The sequence below is a fragment of the Undibacter mobilis genome (genome assembly GCF_003367195.1).
In the GTDB taxonomy this organism is placed as follows: domain Bacteria; phylum Pseudomonadota; class Alphaproteobacteria; order Rhizobiales; family Xanthobacteraceae; genus Pseudolabrys; species Pseudolabrys mobilis.
Genome location: NZ_QRGO01000001.1, coordinates 884005 through 909664, shown reverse-complemented (window position 1 = coordinate 909664; position 25660 = coordinate 884005). Strand labels below are relative to the sequence as shown.

The window sequence follows — 25660 nt, the reverse complement described above, 5'->3', positions numbered from 1 at the left end:
CAGCCGCTCGATCTCGCTTGCTTAAAACCATATAAATTTGCAAAATCCGTCCCGGAATGAGGCCGGATTTGTCATTTGGTCCGAGCCTCGTATACAACAAGCTCTTCAGTGTCCTCAAGGATTGGGCAGAAAAAAAGGAGCCCACCTGTGCCCACCCCCATTGTCGAGCCCGACCGCGCCTCGTCCCAGACCGTCAAAGCCCAGCTCGCCCTGCGGGACCTGATCCTGTCCGGCGGGCTCAAGCCGGGCGATCGGGTATCGGAGCTGTCGCTGGTCGATCGTCTCGGTATGTCACGGACGCCGATCCGCATGGCGCTGGTCCGCCTGGAGGACGAGGGTTTTCTCGAAGCGATCCCGTCCGGCGGCTTCGCCATCAAGGCCTTTACCGAGCGCGACGTTTACGATGCCATCGATCTCCGCGGCATGGTCGAGGGTTTTGCCGCGCGCATCGCGGCCGAACGCGGCGTGCCCGGTGGCCTCATCCGCGACATGAAGAATGTGTTGCGGCAGATTGATGACATCGCCGCATTGCCGGACCTGAGCGTCGATCACTTCTCCGAATATGTCGATCTCAACGGCCGTTTTCATGCGCTGCTGGCGGAGGCCGCCGACAGTCCAGTCGTCAGGCGCCAGATCGAACGGGTCTCGAACCTGCCGTTCGCCTCGCCCTCGGGCTTTGTCATGGTTCAGGCCAAGCTTCCCGAGGCGCGCCACATCCTGACTATTGCGCAGGACCATCACCATTGCGTGGTGCGTGCCATCGAAGATCGCGAAGGCATGCGCGCCGAGGCGCTGATGCGCGAGCACGCGCGGCTGGCGCAACGAAATCTGCAATTGGCGCTCGGCAATCAGGGCACCCGCAATCTGGTACCGGGCGTCGTCCTGATCCGTCGCGGCGCCGTCGTATGACCAAAGACGAGTTCCGTAACCGCTGACGCCGCCCACTCACCGTGCTAAGGCACACCCGAATTGACGCCGTGGGCGGGGCTAAATCCCACGACGATTGTTGGAGGAAACGTATGTCCCAAAGAACCAAACCGCCGTTCCGGGCCGATCAGGTCGGCTCCATCCTGCGCACCCAGCCGATCAAGGAAGCGCGCGCGAAGCATGAGAAGCGCGAGATCACCGACGCTCAGCTCAAGGCGGTCGAGGACGCCGAGATCGTCAAGATCATCAAGAAGCAGGAAGAGATCGGCCTTCACGCCATTACCGACGGTGAATTCCGCCGCTCGTGGTGGCACTACGATTTCTTCGGCATGCTGGAAGGCGTCGACGTCGTGGATTCCGATCACGGCATCCAGTTCCAGGGCATGCAGACCAAGATGAAGGTGCTGCGCATCACCGGGAAGATCGACTTCGCGCCGAACCACCCGATGCTGGAGCATTTCAAGTTCCTCAAAGCGAACACCAGCCGCACGCCGAAGATGACCATCCCGTCGCCAACGGTGATGCATTTCCGCCTCGAGCCGGGCTCGGTTGCCGCCTCGGCCTATCCGAATCGCGATGCGATTTTCGACGATCTCGCGGTTGCCTATCAGAAGGCGATCAAGGCGTTCTACGCCGCCGGCTGCCGCTATCTGCAGTTCGACGACACGGCCTGGGCCTATCTGTGCTCGCAGGACGAACTCAAGAAGGCGCGTGACCGCGGCCTCGACGTCGATCACCTGCAGGACACCTATACGAAGTGCATCAACAAGGCGCTGGAAGCCAAACCCGCCGACATGGTGATCACCACCCATGTCTGCCGCGGCAACTTTCGCTCTACCTTCATCTCGTCGGGCGGCTACGAGCCGGTGGCGCAGAGCCTGCTCGAGAAGTGTAATTACGACGGCTACTTCCTGGAATACGACACTGACCGCGCCGGCGGCTTCGATCCGCTACGCTTCCTGCCCAAGGGCAACAAGATCGTGGTGCTCGGCCTCGTAACGTCGAAGTCCGGCACGCTCGAGAAGAAAGAAGACATCAAGAAGCGCATCGACGAGGCGACCAAGTTCGTCGCGCTCGACCAGCTCGCCCTGTCGCCGCAGTGCGGCTTTGCCTCGACCGAGGAAGGCAATGTGCTGGCCGAGGATGAGCAGTGGGCCAAGCTCAAGATGATCGTCGATCTGTCGAAGGAAGTCTGGGGCCAGTAAGCCACGGACAATTAGTACTCATCCTGTCATCACCCGTGGAAGCAGGTGATCCAGTAACCCCGGTGTTGCGATAAATCGCGCCGCTTGCGATTACTGGATGCCCGCTTTCGCGGGTATGACAGCAGAGTGCATTTCCATGCCCCTCAACGCCGAAAAACTCCTCGCCGCGCAACTTCCCGCGGTCGAACATGCCTACGGCCCGAAGGATTGCATTCTATACGCGCTGGGGGTCGGTCTGGGCTACGACCCGACCAGCGAGGATGAGCTCGCCTTCGTCTATGAAAAGAACCTCAAGGTTCTGCCGACTTTCCCTGTCGTCCTCGGTCTTGATTATTCGTGGATGCTGCGGCCGGAGTTTGGTCTGACCTGGAGCCATATCGTCCATGGCGAGGAGACGATCGTCCTGCACGCGCCGATCCCGTCGCATGGAACGGTGATCGGGCAGGAACGCGTCGTCGACGTAATCGACAAAGGCGAGGGCAAGGGCGCGCTGCTCTATCACGACCGCACCGTCGTCGATAAAGCGACCGGCACGTTGCTCGCCACGCTGAAGCAGACCACGTTCTGCCGCGCCGACGGCGGCTTCAGCGACAATTCCGGCAGCGTGCGCCGCGACACGCCGGCCCCGCATCCCATTCCCGATCGCGCCCCCGATCTCGTTTGCGATTTGCCAACGCGGCCGGAAATGGCGCTGCTTTACCGTTTGTCCGGCGACAGCAATCCGTTGCATGCCGAGCCGACCTTCGCGCGCGAGGCCGGGTTTCCGCGGCCGATCCTGCACGGCCTTGCCACCATGGGCGTCGTCGGCCATGCGCTTCTGAAGACTGTGGGCGATTATGACCCGGCCCGGCTCTCCACCATGGCGGTGCGGTTTTCGGCGCCAGTCTTTCCTGGCGAAACCATCCGGACCGAGATCTGGCGCGACGGCTCTGTTGTCGCCTTCCGTGCCCGTGTTAAGGAACGGGACGTCATCGCCATCAATAACGGGCGAGCCGAAATAAAAGAGTAGAGGAAGCGTATGACCGGGCAGCAGGATAAATACGCCGACATCCGCGAATCCGTGCGCGCCCTGTGCGCCAAGTTCCCCAACGAATACTGGCGGGACCTCGACCGCGAACGCGCCTATCCGACCGCCTTCGTCAATGCGCTGACTGAAGCCGGTTATCTCGCCGCGCTGATTCCCGAAGAATATGGCGGTAGTGGCCTGCCGGTGTCGGCGGCTGCCGCGATCATGGAAGAGGTGCATGCTGCCGGCGCCAACGGCGGCGCCTGTCATGCGCAGATGTACACGATGGGCACGATCTTGCGGCACGGCTCGCCGGCGCAGAAGCAAGCCTATTTGCCCGGCATCGCCAGCGGCGATTTGCGACTGCAGGCGTTCGGCGTGACCGAACCGACCTCGGGCACCGATACTTTGTCGTTGCGCACCACGGCGCGGCGCGAGGGCGATCACTATGTCATCAACGGCCAGAAGATCTGGACCTCGCGGGCCGAGCACTCCGACCTGATGCTGCTGCTCGCCCGCACCACGCCGAAGGAAGAAGTAAAGAAGCGCACCGAGGGCCTTTCGGTGTTTCTGGTGGACATGAAACTGGCGCGCGGCGCCAGCATCACCATCAAGCCGATCCGCACCATGATGAACCACGCCACCACCGAGGTCTTCTTTGACGACCTTCGGGTGCCGGCGGAGAATCTCATCGGCGAGGAGGGCAAGGGCTTCCGCTATATCCTCTCGGGCATGAATACCGAGCGCATTCTGATCGCGTCGGAATGCATTGGCGATGCCAAGTGGTTCATCAAGAAGGCCAGCGATTACGCCAAGGAGCGCGTGCTGTTCGGCCGGCCGATCGGCCAGAATCAAGGTGTTCAATTTCCTATAGCGCGCGCTTACGCTCAAATGCGCGCCGCCGAACTCATGGTCCACGAGGCCTGCCGCAAATACGAAGCGGGCGAGGATCTCGGCGCCGAGGCCAATATGGCAAAGCTCCTCGCCGCGGATGCGTCATGGGCCGCCGCCGATATGTGCGTGCAGACGCACGGCGGCTTCGGCTTCGCCGAGGAATACGATGTCGAACGCAAGTTCCGTGAAACGCGGCTCTATCAGGTGGCGCCGATCTCGACCAATCTCATTCTGTCGTATCTGGCCGAACACGTGCTGGGTCTGCCGCGGTCATACTGACGCTCTCGTCGCGGAGGCAGGGCATCACGAAAACGCGCGCGTCCTGGAAAGCTGAGAAGCATATGTCTCTCCCTCTCGAAGGCATCCTCGTCATTTCGGTCGAACAGGCGGTGGCCGCGCCGCGGTGCACGTGCCAGCTTGCCGATGCTGGCGCGCGTGTCATCAAGATCGAACGGCCGGAGGGCGATTTCGCCCGCGGCTACGATGACCTCGTCCATGGCGAGAGCGCTTACTTCGTGTGGCTCAACCGCGGCAAGGAGTCTGTGGTCCTCGATCTGACCAAGGCCGAGGACAAGGCGCTGCTCGAAGCGATGCTGGCGAAGGCGGATGTGTTCGTACAGAACCTCAAGCCCGGCGCACTGGCCAAGCTCGGTTTCGCCATCGAGCGCCTGCGCAAGGATTATCCGAAGCTGATCTGCGCCTCGATCTCAGGCTATGGCGAAGCCGGGCCATACGCGCAGCGCAAGGCTTACGATCTGCTGATTCAGGCCGACAGCGGCCTGTCGTCGATCACCGGCGGGCCGGAAGCGGCTTCACGGGTCGGCGTGTCGGTGGTCGACATCGCCACCGGCATGAACGCCTATCAGGCGATCCTGGAAGCGCTGATCAAGCGCGGTCGCACCGGCGAAGGCGCAGCAATCAGCGTGTCGCTGTTCGATTCGATGGCCGAATGGATGACGGTGCCGCTGCTGCAGCATGAGGGCGGCAAGTCTCCGAAGCGCATTGGCCTCGCGCATCCATCGATCGCGCCTTACGGCGTGTTCAAAAGTCGCGACGGTGCCGACATCCTCATTTCGATCCAGAACGACCGCGAGTGGCGCATTCTCGCGAGTACGGTCATGGACGATGCGACGCTTGCCGCCGATCCGCAGTTCGGCACCAATGTCGAACGGGTCCGGCGGCGCGGCGAGACCGATGCGCGCGTGCAGGCTGCGTTCGGCGCGATGGATGTGGCGACACTGGAGGAAAAGCTGTCCGCGGCCGACATCGCCTTTGCCCGCGTGAGCGACACCGGGTTGTTATCACAGCATCCGCATCTGCGGCGCATTACGATCGGCTCCCCGACCGGTCCGGTGTCGACGCCGGCCCCCGCGCCGGTTCGGCCTGAAGAGCCACGCCAGTACGGTCCGATTCCCGCGCTCGGCGAACACAGCGCACAGATCCGCAAGGAATTTTCCGGGAAATAGGTTGGCCACCGCTCCGCTTGTGGTGGTGCCGTCAATCCAGGGCGTGGATGACTTCCTCTTCGTCCTTCGCCGCCGGGCCGCTCTTTCGCGTCGAGCCGATCATCAACACCAGCGGCATGGCGGCGATGGTCAGGAACATCAGCAATTTGAAGTCGTTCAGATAGGCGATCATATTCGCCTGCTGCGTGACGAGGCCGTCGAGCAGGGCCTTGCCGGTGTCGCTGCCGAGGTTGATGGCGCCGGCAATATCCGGAAATTGCAGATTACTGTTGAACGGCGTGATGTTCGAGCCGAGCCGCTCATGCATGTAGGTCGTTTTGCTGGTCAGGTTTGCGATCACCATCGAGATGCCGATCGACGAGCCGATGTTGCGCACCAGCGTCGTGATGGCTGCGGCGCCGTTGCGCATCTGTCCCGGCAGTGTCAGGAACGCGACGGACGTGATCGGCACGAACAGCAGGCCGAGACCGACGCCCTGGATGATGCTGGTGATGACGATGGTGTGCTGCTGCGTATCGAGCGACCAGCCCGTCATCTCGTAGAGCGTGCCGGCGGTGATGAAGAGGCCGAGGAATATCAAATTGCGCGTTTCGGTCAGCCGCATCAGGCGCGGCGCCACCATCATTGTGAGCAGCGTGCCGACCCCGCGTGAGCCGAGCAGGAAGCCGGCGGTCTGGATCGGGTAGCCGAGCAGGTTCTGCATAAACGGCGTCACCAGCGCCATGGTGCCGAACAGCACGACGCCGATCACGACCATGAACATGACGCCGGACAGGAAATTGCGGTCCTTGAACATCTCGAAGTTCACGAACGGCTGGTCCGTCGTCAGCGAATGGGCGAAGAAGTAGTAGAAGCCCGCCGCCGAGATGATGGTCTCAACCCAGATCTCGCGCGCCTCGAACCAGCCGACCTGCTCGCCGCGATCGAGCAGCAGTTGCAGTGAGCCGATGCCGATGGCCAGCGCGGCGAAGCCTAGCCAGTCGAAGCGCAGGTGATGTTGCTTGTGGGTGTCGTCCATGAACACGATCATGCCGATCACGGTCAGCACGCCGATCGGCAGGTTGATCAGGAACACCCAGTGCCAGGAATAATTGTCGGTGAGCCACGCACCCAAGGTCGGGCCCATGATGGGGCCGAGCATGACGCCGATGCCCCACATCGCCATGGCTTGGCTGCGCTCCTGCACCGAATAGGAATCCAACATCACGGCCTGCGACAGCGGCACCAATGCCGCGCCGGCCATGCCTTGCAGCAGTCGGAACAGCACCATCTGTTCGATGTTCTGCGCCAGCGCACACAACAGCGAGGCGAGAGTGAAACCGGCAACGCAGATGATGAATACGCGTTTGCGGCCGAAGCGATCGGCCAACCAGCCGACCGGCGCCGTCATGATCGCAGCGGCGACGATGTAGGAGGTGAGGATCCAGTTCACCTGGTCGAGCGACGCCGACAACGAGCCCTGCATGTAAGGCAGCGCGACATTGGCGATCGTGGTGTCGAGCGCCTGCATGATGGTCGCGGTCATGGCGCAGATCGTGATCAGCAGACGTCGCGCGCCGCTCGGTAGTGGTGCTGTGTGGGCGCTCATGACTTCCGCCTCTGCCGCTTTGTTACTTTTCCGCGTGCGACATGAACGGGATGCGGCTGTAATGCGTATCGATGGCGATGTTCGCGCTCATGCCGGTGCGCAGGCGGCTGAGATCCTGCCCCTTGTCGAAGGCGATGCGCACGGGCACACGCTGAACGACCTTGACCCAGTTGCCGGTGGCGTTCTGCGCCGGCAGGATCGAGAACTGGGAACCGGTGCCGGGGCTCACCGCGATCACGGTGCCGGTGAAGGCGCGATCGGGGAATGAATCGATATCGAGCGTCGCCTTCTGGCCAAGCCGCAGATAAGTGATGTCGGTTTCCTTGGGATTGGCATCGACCCACGGATTGGCGTCGTCGATAACGCTGAAGATCGGCGCGCCGGCGGCGACGAAACGGCCGAGCTGGATGTTGTCGACCTGCGTCGCGGTGCCGTCGATCGGCGCGCGCAAGGTGGTGTGCGCGAGATCGCGCTCGGCGTTGTCCGCCACGGCCTTGGCCTCGGTGTAGGCCGGGAATTTCTCCAGCGGCAGGTTCGCATCGCCCAGCAGCGAAGCCAGCGTCGTGTCGCGCTGCTGCTCGGCATATTGCGCCTGCAACTGCGCTGCCACCACGGCGGCTGCCGACGTATCGACGTCGGCGGCGGAGCCGGCCTGCGAGGCGACCAGTTTCTGCTTGCGCTCGAGATCGCGCTGCTTGAGTTCGACATTCCGCTCCGCCAGATCGGACAGCTTAATCAGCGAGGCGAGATTGGCCTTGGCCTTGTCGTAGTCGCTGCGGGCGATGGCGAGCTTGGCTTTGGCCTGCGCCAGCGCCAGTTCGAAAGGCACGCGATCGAGCATCAGCAGTTCGTCGCCTGCATTCACATGCTGGCCTTCGTGCACGGCAACCTTCATCACCTTGCCGGAGACGTCCGGTGTGATCAGCACCTTCTGCGCGCCGACATAGGCGTTGTCGGTCGAGATATAGCGGCCGCCCATGAGGTAGATCACGCCGCCGATCAGTGCCGCTGCGAGCGGCAGCACGATCAGCAGCGTGCGGCGCAGATTGCGCTTCTTGGCAGGCTGCGCCGGCGTGTCGGCGGTTGCGGCCGCGCCCTCCGCAGTGCTCTTGGCTTCGGGGGCTGGAACGACCTTCAGAACTTTGTCACTCATGATGCTGCGACTTTGCTGGATGGGGATTCGTTAGTGGGAGAGTTGCGGCCGATCGCGGCACGCAGATTGTCGCGCATGACGCCGAGATCGGCGCGTAGGCGGTTGACAGCTTTATCGTCGAGCCCGTCGAGCACCTGGCCCATGAGCTCCTCGCCGAGCGCGGTCAGGTGATCGAGCACCGGACGTGCGGCGGGCGTCAGGTACAGGCGGTTGACGCGGCGGTCGTTGGGATCGGGCCGGCGCTCGATCAGACCATTGTCGGCCAGGCGGTCGAGCAGGCGCGTCAGCGAAATCGGTTGCAGGTCGAGCAGCTCGGCCAGCTCCGACTGTTTGAGACCCTCGCAGCGGTTCAGCCGCGACAGCACCGCCCATTGGGCCCGGGTGCTGCCATAACGCCGCGCGCTCTGGTCTGCATAGGTCTTGAGCAGGCGAGCTACATCATTGATAGCAAAGGCAATTTCTTTTCGGGTCGTCGGCACGGCGGTAATCGCTCCAAGCTCTATGCCTACATATTATAAGCATCCTTATAATATGGATGGAGGCCTTCGACTTCCGAAATATCGGCAGAGCAGATCTCCGGGAGATGCATGGCAGGCGGGCGCAGACCTATCCGCGTTCGGACAAGACATCGGCCTTCAGGTCGACGCTGGAACGCACGCCGATATCGGCGAAGTGATTGTCGAGGAAGCGCCGGGCGGCGCGCTGGCCGAGCTTGCGCAAGAGGTCGAGCGATTCGAAGTCGTTGCGCAGCTTGGTTGACGCCGAAAAGCGTTCTCCGAGGCCGTCCATGACGATGCGATGCACGTTGATGTGACGATACTCGTTCGTGCCGGTGCCGTGCGGCAGGCGGCGCTGGTCGATCAGCCGGTTGACGAATTCGATGGCGCGCAGCTCAGCCATTAGCGCCGAGTTGAAGGTGATCTCGTTGACGCGGCCCATGATCTCGCGCGTCGTCTGCGGGATTTTTTTGCGCATCACGGGATTGATCTGGACGATCAGAACATCTTCCGTCTGTGTCGAGCGGAAGAACGGAAAGATCACCGGATTGCCGAGATAACCGCCATCCCAGTAGGGCACGCCGTCGATTTCGACCGCCTGAAATACGGCAGGCAGGCAAGCTGAGGCCATCACGGCCTCAGCGGAAATCTTGTCCTTCGGAAAAATATGCAATCGCCCGGTTTGCACATTGGTCGCGGCGATGAATATCTGCCGGCCGTCTTTGCGCAGACCGTCGAAATCGACGAAGCGCTCGATGAGATCTTTCAGCGGATTGATGTTGAGCGGGTTGAGGTCGTAAGGCGACAGATATTGTGACCACGCCGACAGCCAGTTGAAGGTTGGCGAACCTTCTCCGGGCATCAGCGCGAACAGCCTGTCGGTGACCACCCGCTGCACCGCGGGCAGATCGCCGCCGAGACTGGCTGCGCGCCAGAACTCGGCGAGTCGCTTGCGCGCTTCATCGGGGCCGCCGCGGTTGAGGCCGTCGGCCAGCATCACCGCATTCACGGCACCGGCCGACGTGCCGGAAATGCCCTCGACAGCGAGGCGGCCGTCCTCCAACAGATGATCCAGCACGCCCCAGGTGAAAGCGCCATGCGCGCCGCCTCCTTGCAGCGCCAGATTGATGCGCTTCTTCTTTCCCTTCGGCTTGGGCGTATCGCCGGTCTGGTCACCCCAGAACAGCCGGGAGAGAAAGTCGTTCATGCGCGGCGCGCCTTCACTGCGCGACCCAGCCGCCGTCGATGGAATAAGCCGATCCGGTAATCGAGGCCGCCGCATCGCTCGACAGGAACACGGCAAGCGCGCCGATATTCTCCGGCTTGGTGAACTGATGCATTGGCTGCTTCTCGGACAAGAGTTTGATTTCTTCGTCACGCGCCGGCTTGCCCGATGCCTTGGCGCGGTCGTCGATCTGCTTCTGCACCAAGGGCGTCAGCACCCAGCCGGGGCAGATGGCGTTGCAGGTGACGCCATTGTTGGCGGCCTCGACCGCCACCACCTTGGTGAGACCGACAATGCCATGCTTTGCCGCGACATAGGCGACCTTCTGTGCGCTAGCGACAAGGCCGTGTGCCGAAGCGATGTTGATAATGCGGCCCCATTGCCGCTTCTTCATGCCCGGCATCGCCGCACGGATCGAATGAAAGGCTGACGACAGATTGATGGCGATGATCGCGTCCCAGCGCTCGACCGGGAAGTCCTCGATGTTGGCGACGAACTGGATGCCGGCATTGTTGACCAGCACATCGAGCGAACCGAATTCCTTTTCGGTCGTTGCGACCATCTCGGCGATTTCCGTCGGTTTCGACATATCGGCCGGCGAATATTTCGCCTTGATGCCGAACTCCTTTTCCAGGCCGGAACGGATCGTCTCGATGGCGCCCTTGTCGCCGAAACCGTTGAGCATGATGTTGGCGCCTTCGGCGGCGAAGGCCCGCGCGGTGGCGAGCCCGATGCCGGAGGTCGAGCCGGTGACGAGTGCGGTTTTGCCTTTAAGCATGGAAATCCTCGAGGTCGTTGAGGCCGGAAACGGGCGGGCGGTAAACGAACGGGTCGGATGGTGTCCGGGAACCTGCCCCTATTTCTATTGCGTCGCAACATATATATGGTCGTGACGGCGACCTTCGAGCCGTCTTCGGCTACACTTCAATGTGACAGGCCGACTTAGCAAGTGAGCAGAATCGTGGCGAAGAAAGCGCAAGCTCAGGAGAAAGGTCGCGAGGTCTTTCCGACACCGGATCACGACCACGGCCGCTGCGCCGCGGATGCGATCGCGCATGCCGAGGCAGTCTGTGCCGCCAACAAGGAGCGGCTGACGCCGATCCGCCGCCGCGTGCTCGAAGCGCTGCTGGCGAGCCACGCCCCGCTCGGCGCCTATGAACTGATTGACCGTCTCGCCGAAGCCGGCGAGGGCGGCCGTCCGGCGCCAATCACGATCTACCGCGCCCTCGATTTTCTGCGCGAGCAGGGCCTTGTCCATCGCATCGAAAGCCGCAACGCCTTCATCGCCTGCGTTCACAATCACGCCGGGGCCGATCCGGTGGTGTTCCTCATCTGCGACAGTTGCGGCGCGGTCGGCGAAGCGACAGGCGCCGGCATCGCCGACGCCATCAAGGCGGCCACACGCGCTGCCGGCTTCACGCCCAAGACTCCGGTCATCGAAATTTCCGGCACCTGCGCTCATTGCAGGTCTGCTTGAGCGGCCGGTTGGCGGCTTGCGTTCCACCGGCTAAAGAATGTCATCGTTCAACCAAGCGAACGATCCCGTAATCATAAACAATCGGGATTACGGAACGCCCCGACTCTTCCGGGGCTGACACTGCCGCCGGGAAATGCTTGTCCATGTCGTCGCCTGCTTCTTCAGAGTCGAGTGCTCCGCCGCCTCATCACCACACAACGCGCCCGCTCGATGCGGTGGCTATCGCCGTCACCGTGGTGGTGTGCCTGTCCTGGGGCTTCAATCAGGCCGCGGTGAAACTGGCGATCCACGACATTCCCGCCATGATGCAGGGCGCCATCCGCTCGGCGATCGGGATGACGATCGTCACCCTCTGGTGCTGGCTGCGCGGCATTCCGCTGTTCCGGCGTGACGGCACGTTGTGGGTCGGCCTGCTCGCCGGCACACTGTTTGGCGTCGAGTTTGCGATGATCTATCAGGGGCTCGCTTACACCACGGCGACGCGTGCATCCGTGTTTCTCTATATGGCGCCGTTTCTGGTCGTGCTGGGCGGACGCATTCTGTTGCCGGGCGACCGCTTTCGCATGTCGCAATGGGCCGGGCTGTTGCTGTCCTTTGCCGGCATGATCATGGCCTTCGGGGTTCCGACGCCGGCGCTCGATCCGCGACAGACGCTGGGCGATATCCTCACCCTCATCGCGGCGGTCCTGTGGGCCTGCACCACGCTGCTGATCAAGTCGAGCCGCGCGCTCAATGCCACGTCGCCCGAAAAAGTACTGCTCTATCAGCTCCTGATGTCGACGCCGATCATCGCCCTGGCGTCCTGGTTCGCGGGCGAGCGCATCACGCACTGGCCCGACCATCAGGCGCTGGCCATGATGGCTTATCAGTCGGTCTGGGTGGTGAGCGTGACTTTTGTCGTGTGGTTTGCCCTCATCAAGAAATACTCGGCAAGCCGCGTCTCGGCGTTTTCGGTGCTGACGCCGCTGTTCGGTGTCGCCGCCGGTCATTTCGTTATGGGCGATCCGATAACGCCGGCATTCCTGGTGGCGGTGGCCTTCGTCGCCATCGGCCTTGTGCTGGTGAACAAGCCGCAGAGCTGATAGTTTTTCGCGCCATGCGCTCGAACTCGTCCGACGGAAGAACGCGGCCGGCCGCCCTGTCGGAGGCCCTGCACAACGCGCGTCATGCTCTCGAAACGGGCCGGCCCGCAGATGCCGAACGCATCGCCGCCGAAATCCTGCAGGCCAATGCTGGCGACCGCGAAGCGGCAAAGGTGCTCGGCTATGCGCTGATGATGCTGGGCCGGAATGCCGAGGCCGTCGCCGTTCTCGAAAAGGCGTCGCGCGGCAACCGCGATGCCGAAGCCGACACCGCATTCGGGATTGCCTTGCGGCAGGCCGGGCGTGGCGACGAAGCCGTCACCGCGTTCAATCGCGCCATCAAGCGCGATGCGAAATACCCGATGGCGTTCTATGAACTGGGGAAGACGTTCGCGGAACGAGGCCGGATCGATGAAGCGATCGCCGTGTTCAGCCGGGGCATCGCCGTTGCGCCGACCATGATCGATATGATGGCGCGGCTCGGCAAATGTCATCTCGCCGCCGGCGACCGAAAGAATGCGCGCCGGTGTTTCGAGCGCGTGCTGGGGCTTGCGCCGGGCCACTATGCCACCGCCGAGGCGCTCGCCATGGTGCTCATGGACGACCGCGACTATGCGCAAGCCGCGGTATTGTTTCGCGCCATGGTCACGGCCAATCCCGACAATGCGCAAGCCCGGCTCGGCCTCGCCAATTGCATGCTGCATCTCGGCAAGGACGATGCGGCCTATGAGAATATGCGCGCGGCTGCCGAACGCGGTCCAAAGTTCTACGGTCAGGCGCTCCGCCTGGCCGTCACCGCACAGCGCGGCCGCTTCTGGCTGCGCCCGAGCGATGCGGAGAAGGCAATCAAAAATAGGCGATAGTGTTTTCGAGCGAAGTGGATACCGGTTCGCGTGAAGAAAACGCGTCAAACAAAAAGCGCTAACGCTTCTGGGCGCGGAAGTTCCGCCGGTAGACTCCGGTCTGCTGCGCCAACGCGGTCGTGGTGTCGCTGAGCTTGCGCGCCTGGTCCGGCGTCATCGGCTCGATGTGGCTGCTCCACAGCTCCCGTTTCACCGGGATGCATTGCGCGACGGGCGTGCCCTTCGGCAGTACGCCATTGAAACTCTCGTCGTGCCAGCGCGCCGGGAAGTTCACGAGATTGTCGGGAAACAGATCGGTGTCCACCAGGCCGCTGATCGTGGTGAACGGCAGATCGACTCGGTTGAGCGGATGGGTGAACAGGAGCGAGTAGCCAGGTGGCGTCTCGATCGTCCAGAAATTGTTGAACTTGATGACGAAGCGGTCGTCTTCAAAGAAAGGCGAGCCTTCGACCTGCGCGCCATCGTGAAAATCGATCGGCGAGCCCGAGAATTTCGAGACGGCAGTCGCCGGCACCTCGCGCTCCCACGAAAACTCGCCGTTCTCCACCCTGAGATCGGCGACCAGCGGAATGAAGAAGCCGTAGACCATCGCATCGACCACCGGCGGGCATTTCTTGATGGTCATGACTTCCGTGTCGGCGGTCTCACTGAATGCCTTCTGGGCCATGGTCTTGAACCAGGGCGGCAGGCCCTGCACCGCGGGTATCGGGCGCGGCAGGATGGCCTCCAGTTCCGGCAGGCAGCGGAACGTGACTTTCATGTCTTTTGCCTGATCCATTGCGTCCCTGCTGCCGGCCAACCTGCGAAAGTAGGCATTTTGCGTGTCGGCCGGGGCCGTAACAAGAGCCTTTGCGCTTGCGTTGACCCTGCCATATTTGTCTGGCACTCCCCTGCCGTCAGGACAACCCGAACGAACGTGCCGATGAGCCCCGCCGCCCGTCACAGAACCGTTGCAGTCGATGTCGCCGGCGTCACCGTCGGCGGTGGCGCGCCGATCGTCGTGCAGTCGATGACCAACACCGACACGGCGGACGTCGAAGGCACCGCGCGCCAGATCGCGGCGCTGGCGAGGGCCGGTTCCGAACTGGTGCGTATCACCGTCGATCGTGACGAGGCCGCAGCCGCGGTGCCGAAGATCAGGGACCGGCTGGCGCAGATGAATGTGCGCGTGCCGATCGTCGGCGACTTTCATTACAACGGCCACACGCTGCTCAGCGACTATCCCGGCTGCGCCGAGGCGCTCGACAAGTACCGCATCAATCCCGGCAATGTCGGCTTCAAGAACAAGCGCGATCCGCAATTCACCCAGATCGTCGAGATGGCGATCAGGCACGGCAAGCCGGTGCGCATCGGCGTCAACTGGGGCTCGCTCGATCAGGAACTGCTGACCAAGTTGATGGACGAGAATTCGCGTTCGCCCAATCCGATCGACGCCCGCGCCGTCACGCATGAGGCCATGGTGCAGTCGGCGCTTCTGTCTGCGGCGCGCGCCGAAGAGATCGGCCTGCCGAAGAACTGCATCATCCTGTCGGCCAAGGTTTCGGCGGTGCAGGACCTCATCGCCGTCTATACCGAACTCGCGCGCCGTTCCGACTACGCGTTGCATCTCGGTCTTACCGAAGCCGGCATGGGTACCAAGGGCATTGTCGCTTCGGCGGCCTCGATGGGTGTGCTGCTGCAGCAGGGCATCGGCGACACCATTCGCATTTCCCTGACGCCCGAGCCGGGCGGCGACCGAACGCGCGAAGTTCAGGTGGCGCAGGAATTGTTGCAGACCATGGGCCTGCGTACGTTCGTGCCGCTGGTTGCTGCGTGTCCGGGTTGCGGTCGCACCACGTCGACCACGTTCCAGGAACTCGCCTCCGACATCCAGAGCTTCATCCGCGACTCGATGCCGGAGTGGAAGACACGTTATCCCGGCGTCGAGACGCTCAACGTCGCGGTGATGGGTTGCATCGTCAATGGTCCCGGCGAATCCAAACACGCCGATATCGGCATCTCGCTGCCCGGCACTGGCGAGCAGCCGACCGCGCCGGTCTTCATCGATGGCAAGAAAGCCGCCACCTTGCGCGGTGCGACACTGACGGCAGACTTCAAGCAGATGGTGATCGACTATATCGAGCGACGGTGGGGCACCGGCTCGCGCACCGCGGCCGAGTAGAGCAAAAGTCGTCCCGCTTTATTCGAAAGAACGCGCGTGAAACCCAAATTCGTTCTGCTGACCTTCTTTGCCCTCGGTGTGCTGATGATCGGCATCACGATCTATTACGCCGCGACCATCGACCGCGCGCAGCGGGATATCGACACCGTTGTGGCGCCGGACGGCCGCTACAAGGCCGTACACATGCGCGTCTATGGCGACAAGCCGGAACCGTTCTGCGTCGACACCATCGCGATCTATCTGGCGCTCTATCCCGAGAGTTTCGTCTCGTCCAAGCGCGCTTACGAGGTCTATGGCGCGCCCTGTGCCGCTCCCGACAAGCGCGCCGCGCTGCCGAAAATCGAATGGACCAGCAACAAGTCGGTCCGCATCACCTATGCGACCGCCGGCGACAAGCCGCCGCGCAAGCGCGACAAGGACGCCTCGCTGTTTGTCGACATCGCGTGGGTGAAGGCGAACTGACGCGGCCGGCTGGTTCGTCCGCGGCGCGCCGGATCGGGCCTCTGCAGGCCTTGACAGTAATCCTATTAGTATTTAATCCTAGGTCGTCCGTTCCGGCCGAAGGCGCTTCATGAGGCGCCGGATGGCCGGGCCGGACGCGGCGCCCGACAATGGCGCCGCGGCCAAGCCCCGCGCAGGCTGCGCGGGACAAGGCCGGTGGAGCGCCGGGAGGCGCAGCGCCCGTGCGTCAGGCCTCGCAAACCTGACGTATTCCGGCGCGCGCGCCTCGGGAGCAGGTCTCGCAAACCGGCTTCCATCGGCGTGCGGGCGTCCCGATCGCAAGGGACGTCCACAAGGGGGCCTCGCAAGCCCTCTGGCGCCTCCCGGCGCTCCATCCCTTCGGGGAACGGAAAAAGGGGACAGGCTCGCCCGGGCCTTTACAAACAACAGGGCCGGCGAAGCGTTGGCTGAAGCCTTCGGCCGCGAAGGTCGCATCAAATCAGATTGGCGACCACGTTCACGGTCAGCGCCAGCACCACGAGATTGAAGAAGAACGACAACACGCCGTGCATCGACGCCATGCGCCGGATTACTTTCGAGGTGATCTGCACATCGGAGACCTGCGATGTCATGCCGATGACCAGCGAGAAATACAGGAAGTCGCTATAGTCCGGCGCTTTGTCACCGGGAAAATCCAGCCCGCCAATGATGTCGTCGCGGCCCTTGCCGTAATACTCGTGCGCGTAGTGGAAGGCGAAGATCGTGTGGACGAAGGTCCATGACAGGACGATGGTGACAATGGTCAACGCGATCGCGAGCGGCGCGTTGCCATGTTTGGCGCCGACCAGCGCGAAGACGACGGCGACGAGGCTGGCGAAGGTGGCGACAATCGACAGCAGCAGAATGGCGAAGCCGCCTTCGTCCTGCTCGGCCGCGCGTTTGCGGATATCCTTGATGCCGTGTTGGCGCCTGAAGCGCGCAGCGAGCGCCAGATAGACCACAAGACCGACATCCCATCCGGCCAGCAGCCGCGCTGTCACGTCGATTTGAAATGCGAGCAGCGCCAGTCCGAAGGCCATGCCGGCCACGATGGCGATGACGAGTTTGAAATGTGCCTGCGCAATGCGCACCGGCTTTGGTGGTATCGGATTGGATCTGGCTTTGGCCATGAAGGCGAACTTTGGGGCTGGCTTTCAGTTCCGCCGCGCGGCGACGAAGCGGGCCGCGGCGCGCAGAGTATCGGCCTTTGCGCCGAAGGGCGCCAGCGCGCTGTCGGCGCTGTCGATCAAATGATTGAGCCTGGCGCGGGCGCCGTCGATGCCGAGCGCGGCGACCAAGGTTGCCTTGCCGGCCTCGGCGTCCTTGCCGGCCGCCTTGCCCAGCGTAGCGGCGTCGCTCTCGACATCGAGCAGATCGTCAGCGATCTGGAAGGCTTCGCCGATCGCGGCTCCGTAATGTTCCACCGCCATGATTTGCTCGGCGTTCGCCTGGCCGAGAATGGCGCCGGCGCGGCAGGCAAAACGTAGCAGCGCGCCGGTCTTCATCGCCTGCAAGGTGATGATCTCGTTTTCGCTCAAGCTGCGCTTCGGCGCAAAGCGGCCTTCGGCGGAAAGATCGAGCATCTGCCCGCCAGCCATGCCGCCAAGGCCTGATGCGCGCGCAAGCTCACGCACCAGCGCAATGCGAACGCCCGCATCGGCATGAACATCCTCACGGGAGAGAATGTCGAACGCCAAAGTCAGCAGTGCATCGCCGGCGAGAATGGCGGTGGCTTCGTCGTAAGCCTTGTGAACGGTTGGCTGGCCGCGGCGCAGGTCGTCATTGTCCATGGCCGGCAGGTCGTCATGGACCAGTGAATAGCAATGCAGCAGTTCGAGTGCGCAGCCGGCGAGCAGCGCGCCCTCGCGGCCGGCGCCGAACAAGGCCGCGCTCTCGACGACGAGGAACGGCCGCAGCCTCTTGCCGCCGCCGAGCACGGCGTGACGCATCGCCGCAACGAGCCGCTCCGGTCGCGCCGTCTCGCCGGCCAGCGGCGTATCGCCGAGCAATCGCGCCAGCAGCGCTTCGCTTTCGGTGGCAACGGCGTTGAGACGGTCTGCGAAGGAACCCATGGCCCTTGTTAGCCTTGAGGTCGTCCGGCTCGCAAGCCGGGGCCGCAATCGTCGCGGCAATCGGTTACACTGACGGCCGTGATCAGTCGCTCGGATTTCCTGCCCTCATTGCGGCCCGGATTTTCCCGCCGAAAGCGCCCGGCGTGGCGCACGGTGCTGTACCTCGTGCTGGCTGTGCTGCTGCTGCCGTATGGTTTGACCCTGCTTTATGCCGTGGTTAATCCGCCGTCGACTTTGATGCTGTGGCGATACGCGACCGGCCAGCGGGTCGCGCGGACCTGGGTGCCGCTGTCGCAGATCGATTCGAGTCTGGCGCTTTCGGTCATTGTCGCCGAGGACGGGCGCTTCTGTGACCATTTCGGCGTCGATCTGACCGAAATCCAGAATGCCATCGTCGATGCCGAGGGCCTCGACGACGTCCGCGGCGGCTCCACCATCACCCAGCAGGTCGCCAAGAACCTGTTTCTCTGGCAGGGCCGCAGCTACGTCCGCAAGGCGCTGGAACTGCCGCTGGCACTGTGGATCGACCTCGTCCTGTCCAAACGGCGGGTCCTCGAAATTTACCTCAACATCGCCGAGCTCGGTCCAGGCGGCGAATTCGGGGCCGAAGAGGGGGCCAAACGGGCTTTCGGCCGATCGGCCGGCAACCTCAGCGCCTATCAGGCGGCCATTCTGGCGGCGTCTCTACCCAATCCGGTGACCCGTGACGCCAAACGTCCCGGGCCGGGTTTGCGGCGTCTGGCGGGCCTTTACCAGCGCCGCGCGGCGGGCGCGCCGGAAGCGGCCGCCTGCGTCCGGCAAAAGCGCTAGGTTCTGGACGCTCATTCCGGCCTTTTGGGGCTGGTCTTGGGCCGTTTCATCCTCTATAAGCCCGGCTCCAAACCGACATTTTGCGCCTATCAGGAGTTCAACCCCATGGCTGTGCCGAAAAGAAAAACGTCGCCGTCGCGCCGCGGCATGCGTCGTTCGGCCGATGCTTTGAAGCAGCCGACCTACGTCGAAGACAAGGATTCCGGCGAGCTGCGCCGTCCGCACCACATCGACCTGAAGACCGGCATGTACCGGGGCCGTCAGGTTCTGAAGGTGAAGACCGAGGCCTAAGTCGCCTCTGATCGGCGGGAGGGAAGCTGGCTCATGTACCTGCTTGGCTTTCCCCTGCTGCTGGTCCCGTTCGCGATCTACAACATCGTTGCCTTTCTCTGGGCCGGCGTGAGCTGGTCCGATGCCGCCACGCGCGTACACTTGGTGTCCGGTGGCGAGTGGACGATGTCCGCCGGCGATATTCTGATCGCCGTGTCGCTCGTTTTCCTGTTTGGCGAAATCGTCAAGGCGACGCGCATCGGCACCCGGGCGGTGGTCGATCATGCGCTGTCGCTTTTGCTGTTTCTCGCCATGATGATCGAATTTCTGCTGGTGCCGCAGGCCGCCACCGCGACCTTCTTCCTTTTGATGGCGATCAGCTTGGTCGATGTACTCGCCGGTTTCGCAGTGACCTTGCGCACCGCGCAGCGCGACCTCTCGGTCGACGGTTTCCCGACCTCATCTCCCACCTCCTGAGTTGCCGATGTCTCGTGATTTTCAGTTGCCCGGCCGTTCGCCGGTGATCGCCTGCGACGGCATGGCGGCCACCTCTCACCCGCTGGCGACGCTGGTTGCTGTCGATATTCTGCGCGATGGCGGCACCGCCGCCGACGCCGCGGTCGCGGCCTGTGCCACCTTGTGCGTGGTCGAGCCGCACATGACCGGCATCGGCGGTGACTGCTACGCGCTGGTGTCGAAGCCCGGCAAGCCGGTGTGGGGCTATAACGGCTCCGGCCGTGCCGGCGCCAAGGCTTCCGCCGAAGCTTTGCGTTCGCAAGGTCTCAAGGAGATCGGCGACTCGATCCACGCCGTCACCGTGCCGGGCGCGCTCGATGCCTGGGATGCCCTTCTGAAAGCCCATGGCCGCTTCGGCCTCGATCGCTTGCTGCAGCGCGCGATCCATTACGCCGAAAACGGATGGCCGGTCGCGGCACGCGTTGCCTGGGACTGGCGGCGTTACGTCGGCAAGCTCGGCAATGATGCCGGTGCCAGCAAACACTATCTGTTCGACGGCCAGCCGCCGAAGGAAGGCGACATCGTCAAATCGCCGGCGCTCGGCCAGACCTTGCGCACGCTCGGCCAGAAAGGCGCGCGCGCGTTCTATGAAGGCGAACTTGCCGACGACATGGCGCAGACGCTCGCCGCCAAGGGCTCATTCCTCACTGCGGAAGACTTCAGCGCGCACCGCGGCAACGACGTCACGCCGGTTTCGACGAACTATCGTGGTCTCGATCTCGTCGAGATTCCGCCGAACGGTCAGGGCATCGTTGCCCTGATCATGCTCAACATTCTTGAGAACTTCGATCTCAAGTCGTTCGATCCGCTGGGGCCCGAACGCTTCCATCTACAGATCGAAGCCGCGCGGCTCGGTTATGCCATCCGCGATTCCCATCTCGCCGATATCGAGCACATGCGCATCAAGGTCGGCGACCTCATCGACAAGGGCTTTGCCAAAAAGCTCGCCGCGCAAATCGACATCAACAAGCGTGCCGAGTTTGCCGACGCACCGACGCCGGGCGGCGACACCATCTATCTCACTGTCGTCGACAAGGATCGCACCGCGGTCTCGTTTATCAACTCGCTGTATTCGGCCTTCGGTCTCGGTGTCTGCACCGAGAAGTCGGGCATCATGCTGACCAATCGCGGCGCCTGCTTCACGCTCGAGCCCGATCACGCCAATACCTTCGGTCCCAACAAGCGGCCGATGCATACCATCATCCCCGGCATGACCATGAAGGACGGCCGCTGCGATATGAGCTTCGGCGTCATGGGCGGCAGCTATCAACCGATGGGCCACGCCCAGATCGTGCTCAACATGCTCGACTACGGCATGGACGTGCAGGAGGCGATCGACTGTCCGCGTTTCATGTTCGAGGACGGTCAGGTCCTCATCGAGCATGGCGCGCCGCAGAAGACCATCGACGGTCTCAAGGCGCGCGGTCACCTCGTCGCCGACGCCACGCTGCCCTGGGGCGGCGCGCAGACGGTTCAGATCGACTGGCAGCGCGGCGTGCTGATCGCCGGCTCCGAGCCGCGCAAAGACGGCCTGGCGCTCGGCTACTGATTTTCGGACTGGAAGGGTCTCAGACCAGCGCTGCAGTGGCGCGGTACGCGGCGACGGCGTAGCCCGGTTCGGCGCGGCGGCGCTCTCTGGTCTGTGGCGCCTGATCGCGCGTGGCGATCAACTGCGCCAGAAATGGCGCCTGACGGTAAGGGGATGTCCCAAGCGGCGCCTGTTGTGGCGCGACGGTTACCAGCGCCCGGCCTTGCTCCGCCGTATCGCCGGATTCCTGGTTTACAGGATCTTGCCGCGACTCATCCGGTGGCGTCATATCGGGACGCTGGCTGCTAACCAATCTGGGCGCATCGATCTGCATCGGGTCAATTCTGTTTCAAAGAGAGACAGGGCGCTTACGCTCTTCCTCTCATTGGCAAGCCCTGTGCCGTTAACATTTCGTCGTGGTTAAAGCGCGACAACGCGCGGTTTCCACGCATTTATTTAAGTGTTGCCGCGTAGCCTTCGTGCCGCGTTCACCTGGACAACCCGCCGCGGCCCGCGGCGTTCCCAGAACGGGACAAAAGGAATTCGCGTGATCAAGGCTGGTGAAACCGCTTTCGGCGCTGCCGACATTCTGCGCCTGGTTGGCGAAGCCACCTATGAATGGCGGCTCGACACCGATCGCTTGTCGTGGAGCTCCCACGCGGCGGCGGTGCTTGGTGTTGCCGATGTTGCGGCGCTGGAGACAGGCTCCGGTTTCGCGCGTTGCGTTGACGCCGCAGCAGGCATCAGTCGTCTCGATGCTGTGACGAAAAGCCCGCAGCGCGATGCGGGCGACGGCGTCGCCTACGAAGCGCAATATGCGTTCAAGCGCGCCGACGGCACCACGACCTGGATTGAAGACACCGGCCGCTGGTTCGCTGGCGCCGACGGCAAACCGGCACGCGCCTGCGGCGTCGTTCGTTCGATCGACGAACGGCACAAGCGCGAACTGGAGCTGGAGCATCTGGCCAAGTTCGATCCGCTGACCGGCGAATTGAACCGCGCCTCGATCATCGAGATTCTGTCGAAGACGCTGGATGACACTATCCGCTTCCGCGGTTCCTGTGGCTTTCTGCTCGCCGCCATCGATCATCTCGGCAATCTCAACGATGCCTACGGCTTCGAGGTGACGGAGAATGTGATTGCCGAGGTCGGCAAGCGCATCCGCGCCCGTGTCCGCGGCAAGGATTTTTTCGGCCGTATCTCCGGCAACAAATTCGCTGTGGTGCTGACGAGCTGCACGCCCGACGAATTGTCCGTCGCCGCCGAGCGTCTGCTGGCCGGTGTGCGCGAGGAGCCGATCTCGACATCGGCCGGCTCGGTCGCCGTCACCATTACCATCGGCGGCGTCAACGCGCCGCGTCATGCCTCGACCCTCGATGAAGTCCTGAGCCGTTCGCAAGACGCGCTGACCGCCGCGCGCGACAAACGGCGTGGCTCCTTCGCCGCTTACCGTCCGAGCGTCGAGCGCGATGCGCTGCGCAAGGAAAGTCTGCGCGCCACCGACGAGATCATCGCCGCGCTCAACGGCCGCCGCATCTCGCTGGCTTTCGAGCCGGTCGTCGATGCGCGTTCACGCGACGTTGCCTTTTACGAGTGCCTGATCCGCGCCCACCGCGAAGACGGTACCGCGCTTAACGCCGGCGACATCATTCCGGCGGCCGAGCGGCTGGGTCTGGTGCGGATGCTCGACCATCGCGTGCTCGAACTGGTGGTGGCCGAGCTCATCGCTGCGCCGCAGCTTTCGACCAGCGTCAATGTTTCGCCGGCCTCTGCGATTGATCCGGCGTGGTGGAACGGACTTGGCGCCATGCTGCGCGCCAATCCCGGGGTCGGCGAGCGGCTGATCGTCGAGATCACGGAAACCACCGACATTCAGGATGTTGACGATGCCCGCGGCTTCGTCACCCGCGTCAAGGATTTCGGCTGCCGCATCGCCATCGACGACTTCGGTGCTGGCCATACCTCGTTCCGCAATTTGCGCGGTCTCGGCGTCGATATCGTGAAGATCGATGGCGCCTTCGTGCAGAACATTACGCGCTCCGACGACGACCGCGCCTTCGTGCAGACCATGATCGACCTGGCGCATCGTTTGCGCATCAAGGCCGTGGCGGAATGGGTGCAGGATGATGCCGCGGCAGCCATGCTGCGGGACTGGGGCTGCGACTACATGCAGGGCGCCTTGATCGGCCTCGCTTCGGCCGAGAAGCCGTGGACGGGCGGCGCCGGCCAGGCGGCGACAGCTACTAAATAGCGGTCTGCCCAAGGGCTATCAGATGCGCGCCAAAAACGCGGCACGGACGCACCGCATCTCAGATTGACAGGCTGGAGGGTAGGAACCCAGCGGCGGAATTATTCCTTGCCGCCGAGCTTGTCGATGCGCTTCTGCATCTCTTCGAGCTGGCGACGGAGTTCGTCCATATCGGTGCCGGGGCTCGATGACGGCTTCTCGGACGCAGCGGCCTCGTTCGCCTTGTTGCGGGCGAAGGGCGGCGTGAACATGGCGAAGGTCTTTTCGAACATCTCCATGTTGCGGCGAACCTGATCTTCCATCGGACCGAAGCCGCCGACGCCGCCGAAGGCTTTTTCCATCTGCTCGCGGAATTTGCCCTGCTGGCTGGTCAGCGTCGACATCGACTGTTCGAGGAAGTGCGGCACCATCATCTGCATGGAGTCGCCGTAAAAGCGGATCAGCTGTCGCAGGAAGGCGATTGGCAGGAGGCTTTGGCCTTCCTTGTTTTCCTGCTCGAAAATGATCTGCGCCAGGACCGAACGGGTGATGTCTTCGCCGCTCTTGGCGTCGAAAACGACAAAGTCTTCGCCGTTCTTGACCATGACGGCGAGGTCTTCCAAGGTCACATAGGTGCTAGTGCCGGTATTATAGAGCCGCCGGTTAGCGTATTTCTTGATGGTGACCGGCTCTTTATTGTCTGCCATTGGTTCACGTTTCCTCCGCCCGACCTCAAGCATAACCGTATTCTTGCGGCATGGGCCAGTTGTTTTATGGCGGCGCGGGATGCGAAAGAGGCACCGCAGCATACTTGCGTTAACGCAAGGAAGTGACCAGTTTTCGGCCATAACTTGGCTGGCGGCCGTTGTTGACAGGGTGGGGTCCCCTGTCGAGGATGCGGCACCGCCAAAAGGCCGTTTTCAGAGCCTCACAAGCCCCGCTTAAGGAGAGTTCCCGATGCCAGACGATGTCGTCATTGTCAGCGCTGCCCGCACGCCGGTTGGCGCCTTTAACGGCGCTTTTGCCAATTTGCCGGCCCACGAACTCGGAAAAGCTGCGATTTCGGCCGCACTCGCGCGAGCTGGCGTCGAAGGCGACCGCGTCAGTGAGGTCATCATGGGGCAGATCCTCACCGCCGGTCAGGGCCAGAACCCCGCGCGCCAGGCCTCCATCGCTGCCGGCATTCCCGTCGAGAGCCCTGCCTGGGGCGTGAACCAGCTCTGCGGCTCCGGTCTGCGTTCCGTTGCCCTCGGCTATCAGGCCATCCTCAACGGCGACAGCGACATCGTGGTCGCCGGCGGTCAGGAATCGATGAGCATGGCGCCGCATGCGCAGCACCTGCGCGCGGGCGTCAAGATGGGTTCGCTCGAACTGATCGACACCATGATCAAGGACGGTCTCTGGGATGCCTTCAACGGCTATCACATGGGCAACACCGCGGAGAACGTCGCCCGGCAGTGGCAGATCACGCGCCAGCAGCAGGACGAGTTCGCCGTCGCTTCGCAGAACAAGGCCGAGGCCGCGATGAAGGCCGGCAAGTTCAAGGACGAAATCGTGCCGGTCACGATCAAGTCGCGCAAAGGCGACATCGTGGTCGACACGGATGAGTATCCGAAAGCCGGCGTCACCCTCGAAGGCATCGCCAAATTGCGCCCGGCCTTCGACAAGGAAGGCACCGTCACCGCCGCCAGCGCCTCGGGCATCAATGACGGCGCAGCCGCAGTGGTGCTGATGAAGGCTTCGGAGGCCGCCAAACTCGGCAAGACTCCGCTCGCCCGCATCGTGTCCTGGGCACAGGCCGGCGTCGATCCGAAGATCATGGGCTCGGGGCCGATCCCGGCCTCGCGCGCGGCTCTGAAGAAGGCCGGCTGGAATCACCAGGACCTCGACTTGATCGAGGCCAACGAAGCCTTCGCCGCGCAGGCCTGCGCCGTGAACAAGGACCTCGGCTGGGATACGTCCAAGGTCAACGTCAATGGCGGCGCCATAGCCATCGGCCATCCGATCGGCGCATCGGGCGCCCGCGTGCTGACGACCCTGCTGTTCGAGATGCAGAAGCGCAATGCCAAAAAGGGTCTTGCCACCCTCTGCATCGGCGGCGGCATGGGTATCGCCATGTGCGTGGAGCGCTAGCGACACGCATCTAACGGTGTGTCGAACGCTATTCGACACGCCCGACAAAATACGTTGAGCGCCGGCTTTGCAGCGCACAA

General features: G+C 63.1%; 26 protein-coding genes. 16 read left to right on the top strand and 10 right to left on the bottom strand.

Translation table 11 applies throughout. The features are described from left to right. Nucleotides 1–147: 147 nt before the first annotated feature. From DXH78_RS04240 to DXH78_RS04220, 5 genes are all read left to right on the top strand, one after another. Nucleotides 148–909, top strand: coding sequence for a GntR family transcriptional regulator (locus DXH78_RS04240; protein ID WP_245416728.1), 762 nt, complete (start codon nt 148–150; stop codon nt 907–909). 110 nt (nt 910–1019) lie between these two features. Further along, nucleotides 1020–2132 carry a 5-methyltetrahydropteroyltriglutamate--homocysteine S-methyltransferase gene (locus tag DXH78_RS04235; protein WP_115515887.1) on the top strand — a complete coding sequence of 371 codons (1113 nt, stop codon included), beginning with the start codon at nt 1020–1022 and terminating at the stop codon, nt 2130–2132. Between the two features lie 136 nt (nt 2133–2268). Continuing rightward, on the top strand, nt 2269–3141 hold the full coding sequence (locus tag DXH78_RS04230; protein WP_115515886.1) for a MaoC/PaaZ C-terminal domain-containing protein: 873 nt from the start codon (nt 2269–2271) through the stop codon (nt 3139–3141). A gap of 9 nt (nt 3142–3150) precedes the next feature. After that, nucleotides 3151–4311, top strand: coding sequence for an acyl-CoA dehydrogenase family protein (locus DXH78_RS04225; protein WP_115515885.1), 1161 nt, complete (start codon nt 3151–3153; stop codon nt 4309–4311). A 62-nt stretch (nt 4312–4373) separates the two neighbouring features. Further along, on the top strand, nt 4374–5498 hold the full coding sequence (locus DXH78_RS04220) for a CaiB/BaiF CoA transferase family protein (RefSeq protein WP_115515884.1): 1125 nt from the start codon (nt 4374–4376) through the stop codon (nt 5496–5498). A 31-nt stretch (nt 5499–5529) separates the two neighbouring features. Here the strand turns inward: DXH78_RS04220 and DXH78_RS04215 are convergent, their stop codons facing one another. The 5 genes from DXH78_RS04215 to DXH78_RS04195 form a co-directional block, all read right to left on the bottom strand. Next, nucleotides 5530–7086, bottom strand: a complete 1557-nt coding sequence (locus DXH78_RS04215) for a DHA2 family efflux MFS transporter permease subunit (protein ID WP_115515883.1) — start codon at nt 7084–7086, stop codon at nt 5530–5532. A 22-nt stretch (nt 7087–7108) separates the two neighbouring features. Then, the gene (locus DXH78_RS04210; protein WP_115515882.1) at nt 7109–8239 is read right to left on the bottom strand and encodes an HlyD family secretion protein; all 1131 of its coding nucleotides are present in this window, start codon (nt 8237–8239) and stop codon (nt 7109–7111) included. Further along, nucleotides 8236–8718, bottom strand: a complete 483-nt coding sequence (locus tag DXH78_RS04205) for a MarR family winged helix-turn-helix transcriptional regulator (RefSeq protein WP_115515881.1) — start codon at nt 8716–8718, stop codon at nt 8236–8238. Before DXH78_RS04205 ends, DXH78_RS04210 begins: the two co-directional genes overlap by 4 nt. A gap of 127 nt (nt 8719–8845) precedes the next feature. Then, nucleotides 8846–9943, bottom strand: a complete 1098-nt coding sequence (locus DXH78_RS04200; protein WP_115515880.1) for a patatin-like phospholipase family protein — start codon at nt 9941–9943, stop codon at nt 8846–8848. Nucleotides 9944–9956: 13 nt separating this feature from the next. Further along, the gene (locus tag DXH78_RS04195; RefSeq protein ID WP_283805628.1) at nt 9957–10745 is read right to left on the bottom strand and encodes a 3-hydroxybutyrate dehydrogenase; all 789 of its coding nucleotides are present in this window, start codon (nt 10743–10745) and stop codon (nt 9957–9959) included. Nucleotides 10746–10922: 177 nt separating this feature from the next. Here DXH78_RS04195 and DXH78_RS04190 point away from each other — a divergent pair, with 177 nt between their 5' ends. From DXH78_RS04190 to DXH78_RS04180, 3 genes are all read left to right on the top strand, one after another. After that, nucleotides 10923–11438, top strand: coding sequence for a Fur family transcriptional regulator (locus DXH78_RS04190; protein WP_115515878.1), 516 nt, complete (start codon nt 10923–10925; stop codon nt 11436–11438). A gap of 143 nt (nt 11439–11581) precedes the next feature. Beyond that, nucleotides 11582–12520, top strand: coding sequence for a DMT family transporter (locus tag DXH78_RS04185; protein WP_115515877.1), 939 nt, complete (start codon nt 11582–11584; stop codon nt 12518–12520). Nucleotides 12521–12534: 14 nt separating this feature from the next. After that, nucleotides 12535–13383 (top strand): tetratricopeptide repeat protein, encoded by an 849-nt coding sequence (locus tag DXH78_RS04180; RefSeq protein WP_115515876.1) that lies wholly within the window; start codon nt 12535–12537, stop codon nt 13381–13383. Nucleotides 13384–13441: 58 nt separating this feature from the next. On the opposite strand, the gene DXH78_RS04175 is transcribed toward DXH78_RS04180, so the two are convergent. Further along, nucleotides 13442–14143 (bottom strand): hypothetical protein, encoded by a 702-nt coding sequence (locus tag DXH78_RS04175; RefSeq protein WP_245416727.1) that lies wholly within the window; start codon nt 14141–14143, stop codon nt 13442–13444. A gap of 162 nt (nt 14144–14305) precedes the next feature. Here DXH78_RS04175 and ispG point away from each other — a divergent pair, with 162 nt between their 5' ends. Continuing rightward, nucleotides 14306–15544, top strand: coding sequence for a flavodoxin-dependent (E)-4-hydroxy-3-methylbut-2-enyl-diphosphate synthase (gene ispG, locus DXH78_RS04170; protein WP_115515874.1), 1239 nt, complete (start codon nt 14306–14308; stop codon nt 15542–15544). A 36-nt stretch (nt 15545–15580) separates the two neighbouring features. Next, entirely contained in the window at nt 15581–16006 is a 426-nt protein-coding gene (locus DXH78_RS04165; RefSeq protein ID WP_115515873.1) for a hypothetical protein, read from the top strand. Nucleotides 16007–16479: 473 nt separating this feature from the next. Here the strand turns inward: DXH78_RS04165 and DXH78_RS04160 are convergent, their stop codons facing one another. After that, complete coding sequence (locus DXH78_RS04160; protein ID WP_115515872.1) at nt 16480–17154, bottom strand: DUF1345 domain-containing protein; 675 nt, start codon at nt 17152–17154, stop codon at nt 16480–16482. Nucleotides 17155–17178: 24 nt separating this feature from the next. After that, complete coding sequence (locus DXH78_RS04155) at nt 17179–18096, bottom strand: polyprenyl synthetase family protein (RefSeq protein WP_115515871.1); 918 nt, start codon at nt 18094–18096, stop codon at nt 17179–17181. Between the two features lie 108 nt (nt 18097–18204). Here DXH78_RS04155 and mtgA point away from each other — a divergent pair, with 108 nt between their 5' ends. The 4 genes from mtgA to ggt all read left to right on the top strand — a co-directional run bounded on the left by mtgA (nt 18205) and on the right by ggt (nt 21241). Further along, on the top strand, nt 18205–18906 hold the full coding sequence (gene mtgA / locus DXH78_RS04150; protein ID WP_115515870.1) for a monofunctional biosynthetic peptidoglycan transglycosylase: 702 nt from the start codon (nt 18205–18207) through the stop codon (nt 18904–18906). A gap of 105 nt (nt 18907–19011) precedes the next feature. Then, on the top strand, nt 19012–19197 hold the full coding sequence (gene rpmF / locus DXH78_RS04145) for a 50S ribosomal protein L32 (RefSeq protein ID WP_115517714.1): 186 nt from the start codon (nt 19012–19014) through the stop codon (nt 19195–19197). Nucleotides 19198–19230: 33 nt separating this feature from the next. After that, on the top strand, nt 19231–19653 hold the full coding sequence (locus tag DXH78_RS04140; protein ID WP_115515869.1) for a hypothetical protein: 423 nt from the start codon (nt 19231–19233) through the stop codon (nt 19651–19653). Between the two features lie 7 nt (nt 19654–19660). Continuing rightward, on the top strand, nt 19661–21241 hold the full coding sequence (gene ggt / locus DXH78_RS04135; protein WP_115515868.1) for a gamma-glutamyltransferase: 1581 nt from the start codon (nt 19661–19663) through the stop codon (nt 21239–21241). A gap of 19 nt (nt 21242–21260) precedes the next feature. Here ggt and DXH78_RS04130 read toward each other — a convergent pair whose 3' ends face one another. Beyond that, a complete protein-coding gene (locus tag DXH78_RS04130; RefSeq protein ID WP_115515867.1) occupies nt 21261–21554 on the bottom strand; it encodes a hypothetical protein in 294 nt (97 codons plus the stop codon). 213 nt (nt 21555–21767) lie between these two features. Between DXH78_RS04130 and DXH78_RS04125 the strand changes: the two genes are divergently transcribed. Continuing rightward, on the top strand, nt 21768–23471 hold the full coding sequence (locus tag DXH78_RS04125) for a bifunctional diguanylate cyclase/phosphodiesterase (RefSeq protein ID WP_245416726.1): 1704 nt from the start codon (nt 21768–21770) through the stop codon (nt 23469–23471). A gap of 98 nt (nt 23472–23569) precedes the next feature. Here the strand turns inward: DXH78_RS04125 and phaR are convergent, their stop codons facing one another. After that, nucleotides 23570–24154 (bottom strand): polyhydroxyalkanoate synthesis repressor PhaR, encoded by a 585-nt coding sequence (phaR, locus tag DXH78_RS04120; RefSeq protein ID WP_115515866.1) that lies wholly within the window; start codon nt 24152–24154, stop codon nt 23570–23572. A 250-nt stretch (nt 24155–24404) separates the two neighbouring features. Between phaR and DXH78_RS04115 the strand changes: the two genes are divergently transcribed. Beyond that, complete coding sequence (locus DXH78_RS04115; RefSeq protein ID WP_115515865.1) at nt 24405–25580, top strand: acetyl-CoA C-acetyltransferase; 1176 nt, start codon at nt 24405–24407, stop codon at nt 25578–25580. Nucleotides 25581–25660 lie beyond the last annotated feature (80 nt).